Annotated in this window: 15 protein-coding genes; 10 read left to right on the plus strand and 5 right to left on the minus strand. The window is 61.8% G+C overall.

All coding sequences use genetic code 11. The annotated features are described in order from the left end of the window. Window positions 1-5 precede the first annotated feature (5 nt). The gene (locus tag QZ564_RS09395; protein WP_297108343.1) at window positions 6-716 is read left to right on the plus strand and encodes a ribonuclease activity regulator RraA; all 711 of its coding nucleotides are present in this window, start codon (window positions 6-8) and stop codon (window positions 714-716) included. A gap of 169 nt (window positions 717-885) precedes the next feature. On the opposite strand, the gene QZ564_RS09400 is transcribed toward QZ564_RS09395, so the two are convergent. Further along, window positions 886-1,779 (minus strand): helix-turn-helix domain-containing protein, encoded by an 894-nt coding sequence (locus QZ564_RS09400; RefSeq protein ID WP_297108346.1) that lies wholly within the window; start codon window positions 1,777-1,779, stop codon window positions 886-888. 154 nt (window positions 1,780-1,933) lie between these two features. Between QZ564_RS09400 and QZ564_RS09405 the strand changes: the two genes are divergently transcribed. The 7 genes from QZ564_RS09405 (at window position 1,934) to QZ564_RS09435 (ending at window position 8,766) form a co-directional block, all read left to right on the plus strand. Beyond that, entirely contained in the window at window positions 1,934-3,163 is a 1,230-nt protein-coding gene (locus QZ564_RS09405; protein ID WP_297108349.1) for an amino acid ABC transporter substrate-binding protein, read from the plus strand. A gap of 124 nt (window positions 3,164-3,287) precedes the next feature. Beyond that, a complete protein-coding gene (locus tag QZ564_RS09410; RefSeq protein ID WP_297108352.1) occupies window positions 3,288-4,160 on the plus strand; it encodes a branched-chain amino acid ABC transporter permease in 873 nt (290 codons plus the stop codon). A gap of 20 nt (window positions 4,161-4,180) precedes the next feature. Continuing rightward, window positions 4,181-5,089 (plus strand): branched-chain amino acid ABC transporter permease, encoded by a 909-nt coding sequence (locus QZ564_RS09415; protein ID WP_297108387.1) that lies wholly within the window; start codon window positions 4,181-4,183, stop codon window positions 5,087-5,089. Beyond that, window positions 5,089-5,817, plus strand: a complete 729-nt coding sequence (locus QZ564_RS09420) for an ABC transporter ATP-binding protein (RefSeq protein WP_297108356.1) — start codon at window positions 5,089-5,091, stop codon at window positions 5,815-5,817. The genes QZ564_RS09415 and QZ564_RS09420 overlap by 1 nt, the downstream gene beginning before the upstream one ends. Further along, entirely contained in the window at window positions 5,810-6,526 is a 717-nt protein-coding gene (locus QZ564_RS09425; RefSeq protein ID WP_297108359.1) for an ABC transporter ATP-binding protein, read from the plus strand. The genes QZ564_RS09420 and QZ564_RS09425 overlap by 8 nt, the downstream gene beginning before the upstream one ends. 27 nt (window positions 6,527-6,553) lie before the next feature. Continuing rightward, on the plus strand, window positions 6,554-8,005 hold the full coding sequence (locus tag QZ564_RS09430; protein WP_297108362.1) for an aldehyde dehydrogenase: 1,452 nt from the start codon (window positions 6,554-6,556) through the stop codon (window positions 8,003-8,005). Between the two features lie 2 nt (window positions 8,006-8,007). Beyond that, on the plus strand, window positions 8,008-8,766 hold the full coding sequence (locus QZ564_RS09435; RefSeq protein WP_297108365.1) for an SDR family oxidoreductase: 759 nt from the start codon (window positions 8,008-8,010) through the stop codon (window positions 8,764-8,766). Between the two features lie 86 nt (window positions 8,767-8,852). Here the strand turns inward: QZ564_RS09435 and QZ564_RS09440 are convergent, their stop codons facing one another. Next, window positions 8,853-9,386: a 2,4'-dihydroxyacetophenone dioxygenase family protein gene (locus QZ564_RS09440; RefSeq protein ID WP_297108368.1), complete on the minus strand. Its 534-nt coding sequence runs from the start codon at window positions 9,384-9,386 to the stop codon at window positions 8,853-8,855. A gap of 21 nt (window positions 9,387-9,407) precedes the next feature. After that, the gene (locus tag QZ564_RS09445; RefSeq protein ID WP_297108371.1) at window positions 9,408-11,111 is read right to left on the minus strand and encodes a thiamine pyrophosphate-requiring protein; all 1,704 of its coding nucleotides are present in this window, start codon (window positions 11,109-11,111) and stop codon (window positions 9,408-9,410) included. Window positions 11,112-11,337: 226 nt separating this feature from the next. Between QZ564_RS09445 and QZ564_RS09450 the strand changes: the two genes are divergently transcribed. Then, entirely contained in the window at window positions 11,338-12,108 is a 771-nt protein-coding gene (locus QZ564_RS09450; protein ID WP_297108374.1) for an IclR family transcriptional regulator, read from the plus strand. A gap of 198 nt (window positions 12,109-12,306) precedes the next feature. Here the strand turns inward: QZ564_RS09450 and QZ564_RS09455 are convergent, their stop codons facing one another. Both QZ564_RS09455 and QZ564_RS09460 read right to left on the minus strand, forming a co-directional pair. After that, window positions 12,307-14,232: a TRAP transporter fused permease subunit gene (locus QZ564_RS09455; protein ID WP_363311895.1), complete on the minus strand. Its 1,926-nt coding sequence runs from the start codon at window positions 14,230-14,232 to the stop codon at window positions 12,307-12,309. Between the two features lie 57 nt (window positions 14,233-14,289). After that, the gene (locus QZ564_RS09460) at window positions 14,290-15,312 is read right to left on the minus strand and encodes a TAXI family TRAP transporter solute-binding subunit (RefSeq protein ID WP_297108381.1); all 1,023 of its coding nucleotides are present in this window, start codon (window positions 15,310-15,312) and stop codon (window positions 14,290-14,292) included. 70 nt (window positions 15,313-15,382) lie between these two features. Here QZ564_RS09460 and QZ564_RS09465 point away from each other — a divergent pair, with 70 nt between their 5' ends. Beyond that, window positions 15,383-16,189, plus strand: coding sequence for a GntR family transcriptional regulator (locus QZ564_RS09465; RefSeq protein ID WP_297108384.1), 807 nt, complete (start codon window positions 15,383-15,385; stop codon window positions 16,187-16,189). Window positions 16,190-16,258: the final 69 nt, after the last annotated feature.

The raw sequence follows: 16,258 nt of genomic DNA on the forward strand, positions 1-16,258 counted from the left end.
CGCAAATGGACGCCTCAGTGCGGGCCAAGCTTATGAGAGTCTCGGTTGCGACATTGGCGACGGCGTTGTTCAAGCGCGGCCTGCGCAATCAGGTCATTCAGGGGGTCCATCCCGTCAGCGCCAAGGGCGTCAACATGGTCGGTCCCGCCTTTACTTTGCGCTACATCCCGGCCCGCGAGGATCGCAACCAGTTGTCGGTGTTCCGCAATCCCGAACACCCACAACGCGTAGCGGTGGAAACCTGTCCTGCAGGGCACGTGCTTGTTATGGACAGCCGCAAGGATCCTCGCGCGGCCTCAGCTGGTGACATCCTTGTGACGCGATTGATGGTGCGGGGCGTCGCCGGTGTGGTCACTGATGGCGGCTTCCGTGATGCAGCCACCATTGGTGCGCTGGATATTCCTGCCTATCACACGCGCCCGTCAAGCCCGACCAATCTCACTCTTCATGAAGCACTTGACCTCAACGTGCCGATAGGCTGCGGCGATGTCGCCGTATTCCCCGGTGACATAGTTGTTGGAGACGACGATTGCGTCATCGTCATCCCACAATCCATTGCGGTTGAGGTGGCCGATGAAGCGCTTGAAATGACGGCGTACGAGGACTTTGTGGTCGAAAAGGTCAAGTCGGGCACACCCGTTATCGGCCTTTACCCGAAGACCAAAGACGCATTCACCGAAGAGTTTGAATCCTGGCGCCGGCGCCATAGCCGTTGAAGGGCAGTGGGTTGGAAGCGTAGCGGCGCCGGTTCCTCGCGGGATGACTGGCGCCGGCAGTTGGTTCTGGCACACAAAGCCGATTTCCGACCGCGCGCCAACGCACTTCGATCAGGTAGGTGTGCATCGCCTTAGGGCGGCGGGTCAAAAGGCGTCAGAACAGCTCGATTTATGGCCAGGCCGCATAGGACCCGCCATCGCGCACCTGGCTCATTGCCGCGCCTAGGCGGTATTGTCTTGGTGACTTGCCACTCAGCCGCTTGAAGAAGCGGGAAAAATAGGCCGGATCCTCAAAACCGAGATGGGCTGAAATTTCAGCGATTTGCAGGCCCGAATTCTCAATCATCTGCCGGGCCTCGGCAAAGAGCCGCGCATGGATCAGCATAAGCGGGGTTTGTCCGGTAGCACGCTGCACCGCGCTGGTCAGCCGGTCGACGCTCACCCCCAGATAGCGCGCATAATGGGTTACCGACCAATGGCTGCGCATCTGCTGGTCGACCATGGAGAGAAAATTGCTGACAATGGTGCGAGGGGCTGGACGGGCAGATGAGGGCGCCAGCTCCGAGGTGCGCCAGAGCAGAAGTGCGACAATGGCCAACTGGTGCCGAACCATTTCCTCCGAACTGGAGGAATTGGCGCGCAGTTCCTCGGTCATCAAAGTGAAGAGGGTGGCCAGCCGCGCGGCAACGTCGCGCTCTATCCGGGTCCCCAGTTGCGGCCTGGCCGCAAAGCGCCGCATGTCCTCGGCAATATGGCCGGGCAACGCGATCTGACCCAATGCGGTATCGGACATAGTCAACAATGCCCCGCGCGAGCCCGCCAGCAACATCAGTTCGGCACGCCGGCTGGCAGGAATCCAGATCAGGTTCGGTGCCTGCAAGGGAACGGCCTCATCGCCGGTTGTCACCGTTCCCGATCCCGCGATCAGCACGAAGACGCAATTCTGGCCGCCCGGTAGAGTCCAGCGCGTGGTATCGAGCGTGGTGGCGATCACTTGGCCGTCCAGTTCCCGGGCCAACTCGACCAGCGGGCGCAAGCCGGAATTGGTATCCGCTCTAGGCATGTGATCCTCCAATTTGCGGTAAAAGTACAAGTTTCTCCGCAAAAAGTCTATTCTTGTCGGGGGCCTTTGGCGTGTAGCGTTCGTTTAGTGGCCGGATAACAACTGAAAAACTCCCGGCACGATCGGCCCGAAACAGGGCCCACAGGAGGAACCCATGACTCTATTTTCCCGCAGGTCCGCCCTGCGCGCCATAGGTCTTGCCGCGACCCTGCTCGCCAGTGTTGGCGTGGCTGCCGTGTCGGCTCAGGATCGCACATCGGTCAAGATCGGCTATGCCATTTCCAAGACCGGCGCCAATGCCGGCGGCGCCGGCATCACCACTCTGCCCAATTACCAGCTCTGGGTGCACGACGTGAACGAGGCTGGTGGTCTCGAACTGCCCGACGGCACCCGCCTGCCCATCGAAGTGGTGGAGTACGACGACCGCTCGGCCTCAGAGGAAGTGGTGCGTGCCGTTGAGCGCCTGGCCACTCAGGATCAGGTCGATTTCATCCTGCCTCCCTGGGGTACTGGTTTCAATCTTGCCGTGGCGCCCCTGTTTGACCGTTTCGGCTATCCGCAGCTCGCAGTCTCGGCCGTGACTGACAAGGCGCCCGAATTCGTCGAGCGGTGGAAAAAGAGCTTCTGGCTGCTTGGCGGTGGCCACGATTATACCGAGGCCCTGGCCCAGATCCTCAACGACCAGAAGGCCGCCGGCACTATTAACAACGACGTTGCCGTCATTTCGGTAGCCGACGGTTTTGGTATCGACCTCATCACCGCCGCCCGCCAGTCCTTTGCCGACGGCGGCCTCAACATCGTCTATGACGTGACCTATCCGGTGGGCACCACCGACTTCACCCCCATGCTGAACGAAGCAGCCGCTTCTGGCGCCGACACCTTCGTCGCCTTCTCCTATCCGCCCGACACATTTGCGCTCACCCAGCAGGCCCAGGTTGCCCAATACAATCCCAAGGTTCTTTATATGGGTGTGGGCGTGGGATTTCCGGTCTACCAGGCCAATAATGGCGACAAGATCGAAGGCATCATGAGCCTGGGTGGCATCGACCCGAACAATGTGGCGGTGATGGACTATCGGGCCCGCCACACCGATTTCATCGGCCAGGCGCCGGACTGGTGGGGGTCGGTGGTGACCTATGCGAGCCTGCAGATGCTGCAGGAAGCGATTAGGCGCCAGGGTCTTGATCGGGAGGCAGTTTCCCAGGAGCTCTCCACCGGCACCTTCGAGACCGTGCTGGGCGAGACCAAGCTCGAGGACAATCAGTTACGCACGCTCTGGCTTGGTGGTCAGTGGCAGGATGGCGTCTTCGTCGCCGTCGCTCCGGCTGATCGCGAAGGCGCGGTCGCGCCCAGGCTGCCTAAAGCTCCCTGGCCGGCGCAGTAACCACTACACGCACCCAACCCTCCCCCTGAAAGGGGGGAGGGAGCCGAATCGGTATGCTCTTTCAGCCCCCTTCTTCAGGGGAGGCCGGAATGAGGGCACGCCCGGCGGCGGGAGAAAGACAAGAATGATCTCGACACTGATAACGGGGCTGGTTCTGGGGGGCACCTATGCGCTGGTTGCCATGGGACTGACGCTCCAATACGGCATCTCGCGCATCATGAATCTCGCCTATGGCGAAATCCTGATCTTTGCCGCCTTTGCCGCTTTCCTGCTTTTCTCCACCTTCGGGATCAACCCGATCCTGGGCCTCGGCATTGTCCTGCCGGCCGCCTTTGCCTGCGGCTACCTCATCTACGGTGTGATGATGCAGCCCCTGGTCACCCGCTCGAAAAAGACCGGTACGCTGGAAGTGGATTCAATCCTGGCCACTTTCGGCCTTCTCTTCGTCATCCAGGGCATCATGCTGGTGACCTTTGGCTCGAACTACACCAGTTACAATTTCCTCAATACCGGCATCAATGTGCTGGGCGCCAATGTCGCCGCCAACCGGCTGCTCGCCTTCGCTCTTGCGATCATAATCGGGGCGACCCTGTTCTTCGTGCTGACCCGCACCCGCTGGGGGACAACCATCCGCGCCATTGCCGTCAACCCCGATGCCGCGCCGTTGGTCGGGATCGACGTCAACCGTACAGCCCGGTTCGCATTTGCGCTGGGCACCATGCTGGCCGCCTCGGGCGGGGTGATGATCTCCATGTATCAGACTTTCAATGCCTCCATGGGCGTAGTCTTCACCATGAAGGCGCTGGTCATCGTCATCATGGGGGGACTCGGCAATCTCATGGGCGCGCTCATCGCCGGGTTGCTGCTGGGCGTCGTCGAAACCCTGGTCGCTACCTACGTCGACCCGGGGCTGACACTCGCCGCCACCTATTGCCTCTTCCTCGTGGTGCTTCTGTGGAAGCCTGCGGGCCTGTTCGGAAAGGCTGCCGGACGATGACCCGCACCATTCTCGGCTTAATGCTTGCTATCCTGGGCCTCGCGGCCCTGGCCTGGATGCCAACTCAGCTCGGCGCCTATGGCGTCGGCCTATTGCTGGGCATGACCGGCTACGTCGCGCTGGCCAGCGCCTGGGCGCTGTTCTCGGGGCCGACCCGCTATGTGTCGCTGGCCACGGTCGCCTTTTTCGGCATCGGTGCCTATACAGTGGCGGTCCTGAGCGAAACCTTGCCCTATTGGGCGGTTCTGCTGGTGGCGGCTGTGATTGGCCTTGCCGTGGCGCTCATCGTCGGGCTGGCGACCCTCAGGCTCGCCGGCGTCTATTTCGTCATCTTTACCTTTGGCCTGGCCGAACTCATCCGCCAGCTCGTCACCTGGTATGAGGTCAATGTCACCGGCACTTTGGGTCGCTACATCTTCCTGCCCATAACCGCCGAACAGATCTACTGGCAATTGCTTGCCGTGGCCGCCGGGACCATCGCCATCGGTTGGCTGATTTCCCGCTCGCGACTGGGCCTGGCCCTCAAGGTTATCGGTGATGACGAGACGGTGGCCGGCCATACCGGCATCAACATTGCCGGGGTGAAACTCGCGCTCTTTGCGGTGAGCGCTACCATCATCACGCTGGTGGGTGCCATCCAGGCGCCGCGCTGGACCTATGTCGAACCCGCGATCGTCTTTAATCCCACCATCTCCTTCCTGACGCTGATCATGGCGCTGCTGGGTGGGGCCAACCGGCTCTGGGGCCCGGCGCTGGGGGCGATCCCGCTATTCCTCCTCTTCGAATGGCTCAGCGCCAATTTCCCCAACCACTATTCGATCATCCTCGGCCTTCTTTTCATTGCCATCGTCTTTGTGGTGCCGCGCGGCGTACTCGCCGGGATCGAGGATGGATGGGCGCGTCTCAAACGCCGGGGGGAGGCTGCCTGATGACCTCGCTTCTCGACATCCAAAACCTCAGAAAGCAGTTCGGGGGCCTGACCGCCGTCAACGATGTGAGCTTTTCCATCGCCGAGGGGGAAACCGTCGCACTGCTCGGCCCTAATGGCTCGGGCAAGACCACCGTGCTCAACATGATCTCGGGTGCCCTCGCTCCCACTTCCGGCGTAATTGCATTGTCGGGCGAGCACATTGCAGGTCTCGCGCCCAACCGTATCGCCCACAAGGGCGTGGCGCGAACCTTCCAACTGGTGCGTATCCTGCCCTCGCTCAGCGTGGCGGAAAATGTCATCGCCGCTCTGGCCTTTCGTCCAAACCACCTCTGGGGACGGGCAGCGGAAGAACGCGCCGAGGAATTGCTCGCCGAAGTTGGCCTTGGCGGGCGTGGCGGCGAACACGCCAATGACCTGACCTATATCGACCAAAAGCGTATGGAATTGGCGCGTGCGCTGGCGGCCGAGCCGCGCCTGCTACTCTTGGACGAATGGCTATCCGGGCTCAACCCGACCGAATTGCGCACCGGCATCGACCTGATCACGGCGCTGGGCCAGCGCGGCATGACCGTGCTGCTCGTCGAACACATCATGGAGGCGGTGCGGGCATTGTGCAGCCGGACCGTGGTGATGAATGTCGGCACAAAAATCGCTGACGGTCCGACAGCCGATGTGTTGGCCGACCCAGCCGTGATTTCCGCCTATCTGGGAGAGGGCCATGCTTGAGACCCAAAACCTCTCGCTTCGCTATGGCCGCCACTTGGCGCTCAACGGCATCAATATCAGCATTGCCGAAGGCGAAACCGTGGTCATCCTAGGGGCTAACGGCGCAGGAAAATCCTCGCTGCTCAAGGCCATTGCCGGGCTCCAGAAGCCGGAACCGGGATCTGTCCTGACGCTCGACGGCACCACGATCCTTGGCACAAAGCCGCACCTAATCCCCGAGGCGGGTATTGCGCTGGTGCCCGAAGGACGCGGCGTTTTCGGAGACCTTACGGTGGAGGAAAACCTGCTGCTCGGCGCCAATCCGAGACGCGCCCGCACTAGCGAGGCCGAGCGTCATGGTCTGATCTATGACCTCTTTCCACGCCTCGCCGAACGCAGGAGCCAATTGGTGCGAACCATGTCGGGGGGAGAACAGCAGATGGTGGCTATCGGGCGGGCGCTGATGAGCAATCCCAGGTTTCTCATGCTCGATGAGCCGAGCCTTGGCCTGGCGCCAATCGTGGTCACCGAACTGTTCGGGGCATTGAAACGGGTCAAGCAGACCGGCGTCGGCCTGCTGCTGGTCGAGCAGAACGTCTCGATCTCGCTGTCGATTTCCGATCGCGGCTACCTCATGGAGGCGGGCCGCATAACAGGTGAAAATTCTGCCGAGGCGCTCAAGACCGACCCGGCAGTGCAACAGGCATTCCTTGGCGGCGCAGCCGCTTAACAGCAGTCAGTAGTAAGGAGAAGAGCAATGGACCAACTGGGCTTGCTCATTGGCAATGAAGATCAACAGGCAACCGGTGGCGGCGTCTTCGAACGCCTGAATCCTATCACCGGCGAAGTGGCAACCCTTGCCGCAGCGGCCACGGTGGACGACGCGCAGCGCGCCGCCGATGCCGCTGCAGCGGCCTTTCCGACCTGGTCGAAGTCCTCCCCCAAGGAGCGTCGCAAGATCCTGCTTAAGGCAGCCGATGTGCTTGAGGAAAAGGGTCCACTTTTCGTCGCCGCCATGGGCGCCGAAATCGGCGCTACCGCCGGCTGGGCCATGTTCAACGTCATGCTGGCGGCCGACATGCTGCGTGAGGCCGCCAGTCTGGTGACTCAGATCAAGGGCGAGATCGTACCCTCCAACCGGCCAGGCTCTACGGCCATGGCCGTGCGTCAGGCCGCCGGCGTGGTTCTGGCCATGGCGCCCTGGAATGCGCCGGTCATCCTCGGTGTTCGCTCGTTGGCGACGCCGCTGGCCTGCGGCAATACAGTCGTGATGAAAACCTCCGAGCTCTGCCCGCGCACGCATCGTCTGATTGTCGAGAGCCTGCTTGAGGCCGGCCTGCCCAAGGGTGCCCTCAACGCTGTTTCGAATGCGCCGCAGGATGCCGCCGAAATCGTCGAGGCCCTGATCGCTCACCCGGCGGTACGCCGTGTGAACTTCACCGGTTCGACCCGCGTAGGCCGCATCATCGCAGAAAAGGCCGGTCGCCACCTCAAGCCTGCCCTGCTCGAACTGGGCGGCAAAGCCCCATTCATTGTGCTCGATGATGCCGACCTCGACGAGGCGGTCGCAGCGGCGGCCTTCGGAGCCTATATGAACCAGGGCCAGATCTGCATGTCGACCGAGCGCATAGTCGTCGACAACACTGTCGCTGACGAATTTGTCGAAAAACTCGCGACCAAGGCCAAGACCCTCGTCGCCGGCGATCCGGTCAAGGGCCAGACGCCGCTTGGTTCGGTGGTTGATGCAACCGCCGCAACCCGCATCGACCAATTGGTCAAGGACGCCGTGGGCAAGGGCGCGGTGCTGGCCGCCGGCGGCAAGATTGAAGGCACGCTGATCGATGCGACAGTGCTCGACAAGGTCACGCCCTCGATGCGCATCTATGCTGAGGAATCCTTTGGTCCGGTAGTGACAGTGGTGCGGGTCGGCTCCATCGATGAGGCCGTGCGCGTCGCCAATGACACCGAATATGGTCTCTCCTCCGCGGTCTTCGGCAAGGATGTCAACCGGGCCTTGGCCGTCGCCCGCCGGATCGAAAGCGGCATTTGCCACGTCAACGGCCCCACCGTGCACGACGAGGCGCAGATGCCCTTCGGCGGAGTCAAGGCCTCGGGCTACGGCCGCTTCGGGGGCAATTGGGGTATTGCCGAATTTACCGAGCTGCGCTGGATGACCGTTCAGGACGGCCCGATCCATTACCCGATCTGATCATGATGGGGCTGGAGGGGAAAGTTGCCGTCATCACCGGCGCGGCCGGTTCGATTGGCAGCGCAACGGCGCGGCTGATGCTGGAGGAGGGGGCGAGGCTCGTCCTTTCCGATCTTGACCTAGCCGCGCTCGAGAGAGCGCGCGCCAGCCTTACTGAAGGGGAGGTCGAATTGGTTGCGGCCGACGTGTCGCGTCCCGACGATGTCGCAAAACTGGCGGCCCGGACCATTGATCACTTCGGCCATGTGGACGTGGTGTTTTCCAATGCCGGCAATTTCGGTACGGTCGCGCCCATTGCCGACTACCCGCTCGATACATTTGAGGCGGTCCATGGCGTGCATGTGCGTGGGGCTTTCCTCATGGCAAAGCACTTCACCCCGCTGATGCGCTCGGGCGGCAGCTTCGTTATCACCTCTAGCGTGGCAGCGATCCGTGGAGATCCGGGCGTCTATGCCTATATCACCGCCAAGCATGCCCAGGTCGGGCTGATGCGCTGCCTGGCCAAGGAGCTGGCGCCGCGCAACATCCGCGTCAACACCGTCCATCCTGGTCCGATCGACAATGACTTCCAGCTGCGAGTGGAGCAGGGCCTGGGCCAAGAAATCGGCCGAGACGGGACAGAGTTCTTCAACGAGATCATACCCCTGGGCCGCCATGGCAGCGCCGAGGAAGTGGCGCGCGCAGTACTGTTTCTTGCTTCCGACATGTCGAGCTTCACGACAGGCTCGATGATCATGGCCGATGGTGGCATGAGCGCGTAATTCCAGCCTCGTCCGAGGCAGGAAGGCAGAGGCCCTGCAGGCGTCCACCTGCAGGGCCTCTTCTCAAGGCAAGTCCTTTTGCCGGCCTACCTAAACAGCGAGTTCACATAATTCGCGCCGATGCCGACCTTGTCATAGTGTTCGCGGCACATGGCGATGTAGTTGTGAACGTCGAAATAACCGTCGGGCTCGCCATTCTCGTCCAGCCAGATAAGCGGCCCGGTGACGGTGAAAAACACTTTCATCGGCTCCTCGTGCTCATAGGCGACTAGCGTATGGCCCTCGCCTGGCGTTTCGTAGACGAAATCGCCCTTGGTGGCTGTCCAGTCATGCTCGAGATAACCCCACTTGCCGGATAGCGTCAGCGCAAAGACTTCGTGCGGGTGATAATGTCGGTTCACCAGCCCCGCCTTCTTGGCCATGAGGATGTCGCACCACTTGTTCTGGGTTGGCGAAATCCACAGGGGGCGCGAGGAGACCGTTTCGGTGAAGGGCACATAGAAGCGCTCGTCCTCGGTCGGCGCATCGGCCAGATAAACCTCGGGCAGGGCATCGGGCTGGAACACCCTGGTGATAGGCTTCAAATCTTTCCAGAATTCGTTCTGTGCCAGTTCAGGCATTGGGGGCCTCCTCGTCTTGTTCTAGTTGCCCATGGTGATGTCGAGCAGCGCCAGGCCTCGATGTTCCGCGATGTGGGCGAGCGCCCGGGGCAGGGCCTCGGCAAGTTCGTCGGCATTGTTGACCTTTTGCGCAAAGGCGCGGCTGGCGCGCGCGACCTGCACGAAATCGGGCGAGGGCGAGAGCGCAGTCAGCGGCATCTGGTTGGCCTTCGTCGCATAGCCATCGGGATAGAGGTCGGTGACCGAATGGCGCACTGCCGCCCATTCTTTGTTGTTCATGACCACGACCAGCAATGGCAGCTCCAGCGCCTCTGCGATCTGGTGGCAGGCGACCGGATTGGCGAACATATAGGACCCGTCGCCCATCGTGGCGACGACCAGCCGCTCGCGGTCGGCCAGTTGCATGCCGAGCGCTGCCGGAAAGGACCAGCCAAGCCCACCGGCATGCGGCTCCTGATACCAGGCCTGGTGATGGCCGAGCGTCATTGCCCCCATCGGGCAACCGCGCTCTGACAGGAGAATGGCGTTCCGACCGGCAATGGCGTCAGAAACAGTCTTGGCGACATAATCGGCGCTCATGACGCCATCGCGACCGGCTTCGGCGCGGGCGAGGGTGGATAGGCGCGTCTGGGCGTTTTTCACGACAGTCGCATCTCTGCGCGCCGCGACGCTTTCGCCCGGGTGCAAGTCTTCGAGCGCCGCAGTCAGCGCCAAAATCGCATCGGGCAATTCGCTGACAATGGACAGGTCCGAGCGGAAATTGCGGATCGGCGTGCGGGCCTTCAGCGGATCGGGGCCGATATGGACCACAGTGGCGTCGTCGCGGACGGCATGGGCCTGCGCCGACCAAGGGGCGAGACTGTCGAGCACGATGACGAGGTCGGCCTCGGCAAGCAAAGGTGCCGGATTGCCACCCGCATTCATGGGGTGATCCGTCGGCAAAGCAAGCTGCACCGCCCAGTATTGGCATACCGGTATGGCCCAGCGCTCAACCATGGCCGAGAGGGTGGCAAAGGCCTCGGCATTGCCCGCGCCATGCTGTGCGAAGATCACCGGGAATTTTGCTGCCGCAACGCGCTCGGCAAGAGCCGCAATCTGTCGGTGGTCAGCCGAGATCGGCGCTGGCTGCATGCTGAGTGGACGCGCAACATCTGGTCCGGCATAGCCTTCGCACAGCACCTCGCGGGGAAGGGCGACATAGACCGGTCCCTTAGGCGTCGAATTTGCAATGGCATGGGCGCGGTCGGCGAGTTCGCCCACCTGCTCGGGGAAGCGTAATTCATAGTCCCATTTGCTGGCCTCGCGGACGAGCGCTGTTTGATCTCGCATTTCCTGGCCCCAGCCGATGGGCACGGTGCGGGCCCCGAACCGGCCCTGCTCCATGGTCGGCGTGCGGCCGGAAAACAGCAGCACGGGTACGTTCTCGACCGCGGCATTGATGGCGCCGATGGCGCAATTGGCCAGGCCCACATTGGTATGGGCCATGACCGCCTGCGATCTGCCGGTGGCGAGGTAATAGCCATGCGCCATGCCCATGGCGGCGCCTTCATGCGGCATGACCAGCGCCTGCGGCAGCGGCACGCTTTTCGCGGCGGCCTCGGCCAGACCCTCGATGATGGGCGGAAAATCGGTGCCCGAATTGGCGAAGATATAGTCGACGCCAATGGTCTTGAGCCGCGCCAGCAGGGCGCCGCCAGCAGTGAGAGTAGGGGGATCTTGCTTCATTTATCTATTATAGTTTATTGAATTCCACTAAAAGCGTGATGGGGATAGTAGGGCCTGTCAAGCCGCGTAACCGGCGCGGTCGGAGAACCCGGGTTTCCGGGCGAAACCGTCTTGAGGTGGCGTTGTTTCGGACGGCTCCGGGAGCCTCTGGCCGGAAGGAGGACGCCAGTGGCGTGCATAGGCATCGCTGGACATGTCTATATTTGAGAAGTGAGAGGATCAGCCGATGGCGCAGCAGCTCAACAATTCGGTGGCGCGGGCCTTTGACATCCTGCGCTTGCTCGGCCGCGGGCGGTCACGGATCGGCGTCAACGAGGTGACCAGGGAGCTTGGGCTCAATGCGATTACCGCGCACCGGTTTCTGAAGACGCTCGAGGCCGAAGGCGCGCTGGTGCAGGTCGCCAAGGGCAGCTATCGCCTCGGCTATGCCTTGGTCGACCTGGGTGATCGGGCGCGCGACGAGGATCGACTGGGCCAGTGGCTGCAGCCGGTGCTCGACGACCTCACGGCCGATCTGGGTGAAGCCAGCATGGCTACGATCTACCAGGCCGGCATGGTGGTCTGCATAGCGCGCGCCATGCCTCCGCGTTCCTTGTCCGTCGATATTCGCGTTGGCGATCGACTGGAAGCCTATTGCACTGCCCATGGCAAAATGTGGCTGGCCCATATCAGCGCCAGCGAACGGGCGCGCTATCTCGCCAGTGTTCGCCTCGATGCCATGACCGGACGGACCATCACCCACCGGACCCAGCTTCAGGACGAGATCGATGTGGCTCGCCAGCGCGGGTTCTCGTTCAATCTGGGTGAGCGGGAGGATGGCATCACGGCAGTCGCCGCACCGGTATTGGCAGAAACCGGTCGGATGGTTGCAGGCCTTTCGGTGTTCGGCCCGACTACGCGAATGGACCTGGCGGCAATGAGGCGAGCTGAAAAATCACTGACTTCGGCAACAGAAGACGCCCGGGCCATATTGTATGGCAGATCAATGGCCAAATAGGTGCAGGCACATGGAAAGCCCTCGGCCTCCGTGCATTGAACATCGGGGACGGGCCGTGCGAGCAGACTGCGACCGTTATGTTCGGAGGAGATCTCATAAGTGGCCTGGACCAAGTCCAGACTGCCAATCATATCAGCCCGCCTCAAAACGGCGTCGGGCCCGAAGCCAACCCCGCCGTATAGCCCTCTGCGCTCCGGTTCAGGACGACGCCCCGCGCGCGGCGCTGATACTGGGCCAATAGCGATGCCAGACGACCAGGCCCAGTGTCACGACAATGGCCACCCAATGAACCGGGGGAGCCGGAACGATCAGCGCGACGGCCAATGCCAGACGCAACGCAATTTCCCAGCGATGCAGCTGTCTCGCATCGAAACGGTTGGCCGCCGAGGTCAGCATCCAGATCATGAGCCCAGTGCGGAAGATGACGAGAAGCACCGCCGCCGGCCCGACATCAGCCGCCGCCTGGCTGACCACGAGCATTTCGGGGTTGAACGTGAACATGAATGGTATGGCGAAGATCGCAGCGCCGATACGAACTGCTTCCGTGCCTGTGCGGAGGGGGTTTCCCCCGGAGATTGAAGCGGCCGCATAGGCGGCAATGGCCACCGGTGGCGTGATTGCGGACGCAACACCGAAATAGAAGACGAAGAAGTGTGCTGTCAGTGGTGCCAGGCCCAGCGCCATCATGGAGCTGCCGCTGATGATGATGATCGTCAAATAGGCGGGAAGCGTGGGCATGCCCATGCCCAGCGCGATACAACCAAGCGCGGCGACGATCAGCGCCATGAAGAGGCTACTGGAGGAGATTGCGTCAAGCTGGAGTGCGAATGTGGTGGGTAGCCCGGTGGACGACATCGAGGCAATAACGATGCCAATAGCGCCGACCGCCATCATCAGTTTGGCAAAGCTGAGCCCACCTCGAGCAAACGCCACAACAAGGGCAAATGGCCGTCGGCGTACCTCCGGATTGAGAAAGCTCAAAGGTATGAGCAAAGCAAGCGCTGATAGCGCCGCTCCCGTTGGCGACATCCCCATGAGCAGGCTGGTGACAATCGCCAACACTGGCGCGACGACCAGGATAAGATTGCTCCAATCCTGCGCACTGACGGCCAGGTCGGCCTCAACGGTTTCCGCGACTTCGACATTGAGACGCCGGCACTCGAATATGACCGAGGCAAACAGTGCGCCGTAATAAGCGAGTGCCGGGACAAGAGCGGCCGTAATGATCAGGAGATAATTGAGCCCCAGCAGGTCCGCCATCACGAGCGCGGCGGCGCCCATAATCGGCGGCATGACCTGTCCGCCGGTAGAAGCGGCCGCTTCCACGCCGCCAGCAAACTCCGGAGAAAAGCGCCTTCGCTTGATCAGCGGGATTGTAATCACGCCGGTGCCGACCACGTTGGCGACTGCCGAGCCGGAGATTGATCCAAAAAGCGCGGACGCCAGGATTGCAGCGTGCGCCGGGCCGCCCCTGAAGCGGCGCATGAGATGGTAGGAGACACGGATCATCGACCCGCCGGCACCCGTCCCCTCAAGCATGGCGCCCAGGATGATGAACGGAAAGACTGTACTCAGTACGATGTCGGTGACATTGCCCAACACGCCGTCATCAAGCACGAGCCACAAGTTTTCCGTGGCCGCTTGCACCCAGTCGTCGCGGAAAACCCACAGAAACCATGCAAGCGCAGTTGATGAGACAATGGCCAGCGCGGCGCCCCAGATGCGCCACGTCATGATGATCAAGACGACACACGCGCCGAGCGCTGTCCAGGCTTGCCACTCCTCGAAGAAGGCGATGCTGGTGTGCATCGCGGTGACGTCAACATAGAAGCGCCAGCAGGCCCAGAGCCCCACCGTGAGCAGCACCGCATCAGCCAGGAGGCCGAGTGATCGCGCCTTTCCCCCGCGATCCTGCCCGAGGGGCTGCAGAATGATGCAGATGAGCAGGCAAAATGCCATCACGCTCGCGCGAAATGGTTCCGCCTCGAACGGCCCGAGGCTGGGTAGTGGGCCGATCGCCGGCATTTTGTGCGCGAGCGGAATGAGAGCCATCACGAATGACAAGATCAAAGCGACGCGTAGGCGCAAGTCATAACGAGGCACTTCGGGTCGGGTGTCCTGCATCTGTGTGGCTCTCGGGTTTTCGCGCTGGGCGGGATCGGCGGCTGGTGCCAGGTTCGGCTACTGGTTCGACATCAGTTGTTCGGGAATGGTGATCCCGTTCTCCTGGTAGTAGCGCGCAGCACCCGGATGCAGAGGAATGTTGTTGCCGGCCAACGGCTCGTTTGTCGGCAATTGAGCCAGTTCAGCGACGGACTTCTTGTATTCGTCAATGTTCTCCCAGTAGGTCTTGGTGATCATGTAGGCGAGGTCGTCGTCCATAGTCTCGTTCACGGCGAAGACCATGGCATAGGCGGGAACCGCAACCTCCTGATCGCTGTTGATCTGACCGGAATAGGTTCCAGCCGCTATGGTCGCATTCGTCTCGCCGGTGACTTCCAGCTGCTGGGCCCATTCTTCGGTATCAAGGACATCGGCGGGTACGCCGATCAGTCGAATCTTGCGCTGCAGGCCGATCTGTTCGATCGCGGCGCCACCGGCTGGCGCCGACATGACAAGTACGTCGACCTGCCCGTCCTGGAAGGCTGGGATGGCCGCGCCCCAGCCGAGCCGCACAGGCGTATAGTCCTGCTCAGGTTCAAAGCCGCCGCTCGCCAGCCTGATCAACGTCGTGATCTGCTGGTTCGCCGAACCGGCCGGCGGGCCGATGAAAATGCGCTTGCCCTTCATGTCCTCCCAGGATTCTATCCCGGAATCGGCCCAGACGATGGGATGAAAGACGCCTCCGGCGAAGGGAAACAGGCTTCGCAGGCCGGAAGCGGCTTCCTTGGCCTGATCTGCGCTGTCCTGATAGGGACCGACCCCGCGTGACATTGCGTTATAGGCCGGTGGCGGGACGATGGCCGCGTCAATGCGGCCCGCGCCAAGGCTGAGGGCGGAGCGGGTCAATGTCTGGTCCGCATTGATCCGGAATTCCACGCCCTCGCTGGACAGCGACTTGGCCAGCAGCTGCGGGATAAGTGTCGTCAATCCAGCCGACGTTCCGGTCTCTATCATCACCGTTTCCGCGAGCGCGGCAGGCGCCGCAAACGACAAGCTGACGGCGGCAATCACGCCAACCAGTTTACCCGTAATCTGTCTCATAGACTTCCTCCCATCGGGGACAGCGCCGCTCCTCCAGCACGTCCGTAGACGAAAGGTCGCACAGGATTGCATGCAATTCAACCGGAGAGGGGTTGCATTTTTCTCTTTAACGGCGAAAATGGTCAAGTTACAAACATCTCGACGGGCAAATTGCATGCATTCTGAGGTTGTAAGTGGGGCCAATAGCACTGAGGAAGTGACTGGCAAGCTGCGCGAACTCATCATGAATGGGACGCTCGTTCAGGGGGAGAGGCTGACCGAGACCGGCCTGGCTGCGCGGTTGGCCGTGTCACGGACACCGATCCGGCTGGCACTGGCGACGCTCGAAAGGGAAGACCTTGTGGAAGGGGAGCCCAATCGCGGCTTTCGCGTCCGGCGGTTTTCCATCGAGGATATGCGCGAGATCATGGAAGTGCGCGCCGTACTTGAAGGAATGGCAGCGCGGCTACTCGCAGAAAAGGGCCTCGAGCCCGAACAGGACGCTACGTTGCAGGACTGTCTCGACGGGATCGCAGAGCTCATCGCGTCAAAGCGCCACGATCCCGAGACGTTTCGCGAATTCGCACGGATCAACAACCGCTTTCACACCTCGATCGCGACGTTCGCCGGCAACGCCGCACTGCAACGGCTGATGGTGCGCAATCCGTTTCGGTCTGCGCCGCTATTGCATTTCCTGCCGAACGAGGAGGGGCACGACGCCCTGATCGACGCCCAGCGCGACCATATCCGGGTCGTCGACGCTTTGCGACGAGGGCAGGGAACTCGCGCCGAATTTCTCATGCGCGAGCACGGATTGTTGCCCCTGCAAAGGGTGGAGCAACTTTTCACCAACATCAGCAAGAACGCAGCCGATCGACACATGGACGAAGCGGGCTGATCCGGAGAACAGATGCGCAAACCGAATTTCCTGCTGTTCATCACGGACCAGCACCGGGCAGACTGGCTC

This window comes from uncultured Devosia sp. (assembly GCF_913055165.1).
Taxonomy (GTDB): Bacteria; Pseudomonadota; Alphaproteobacteria; order Rhizobiales; family Devosiaceae; genus Devosia.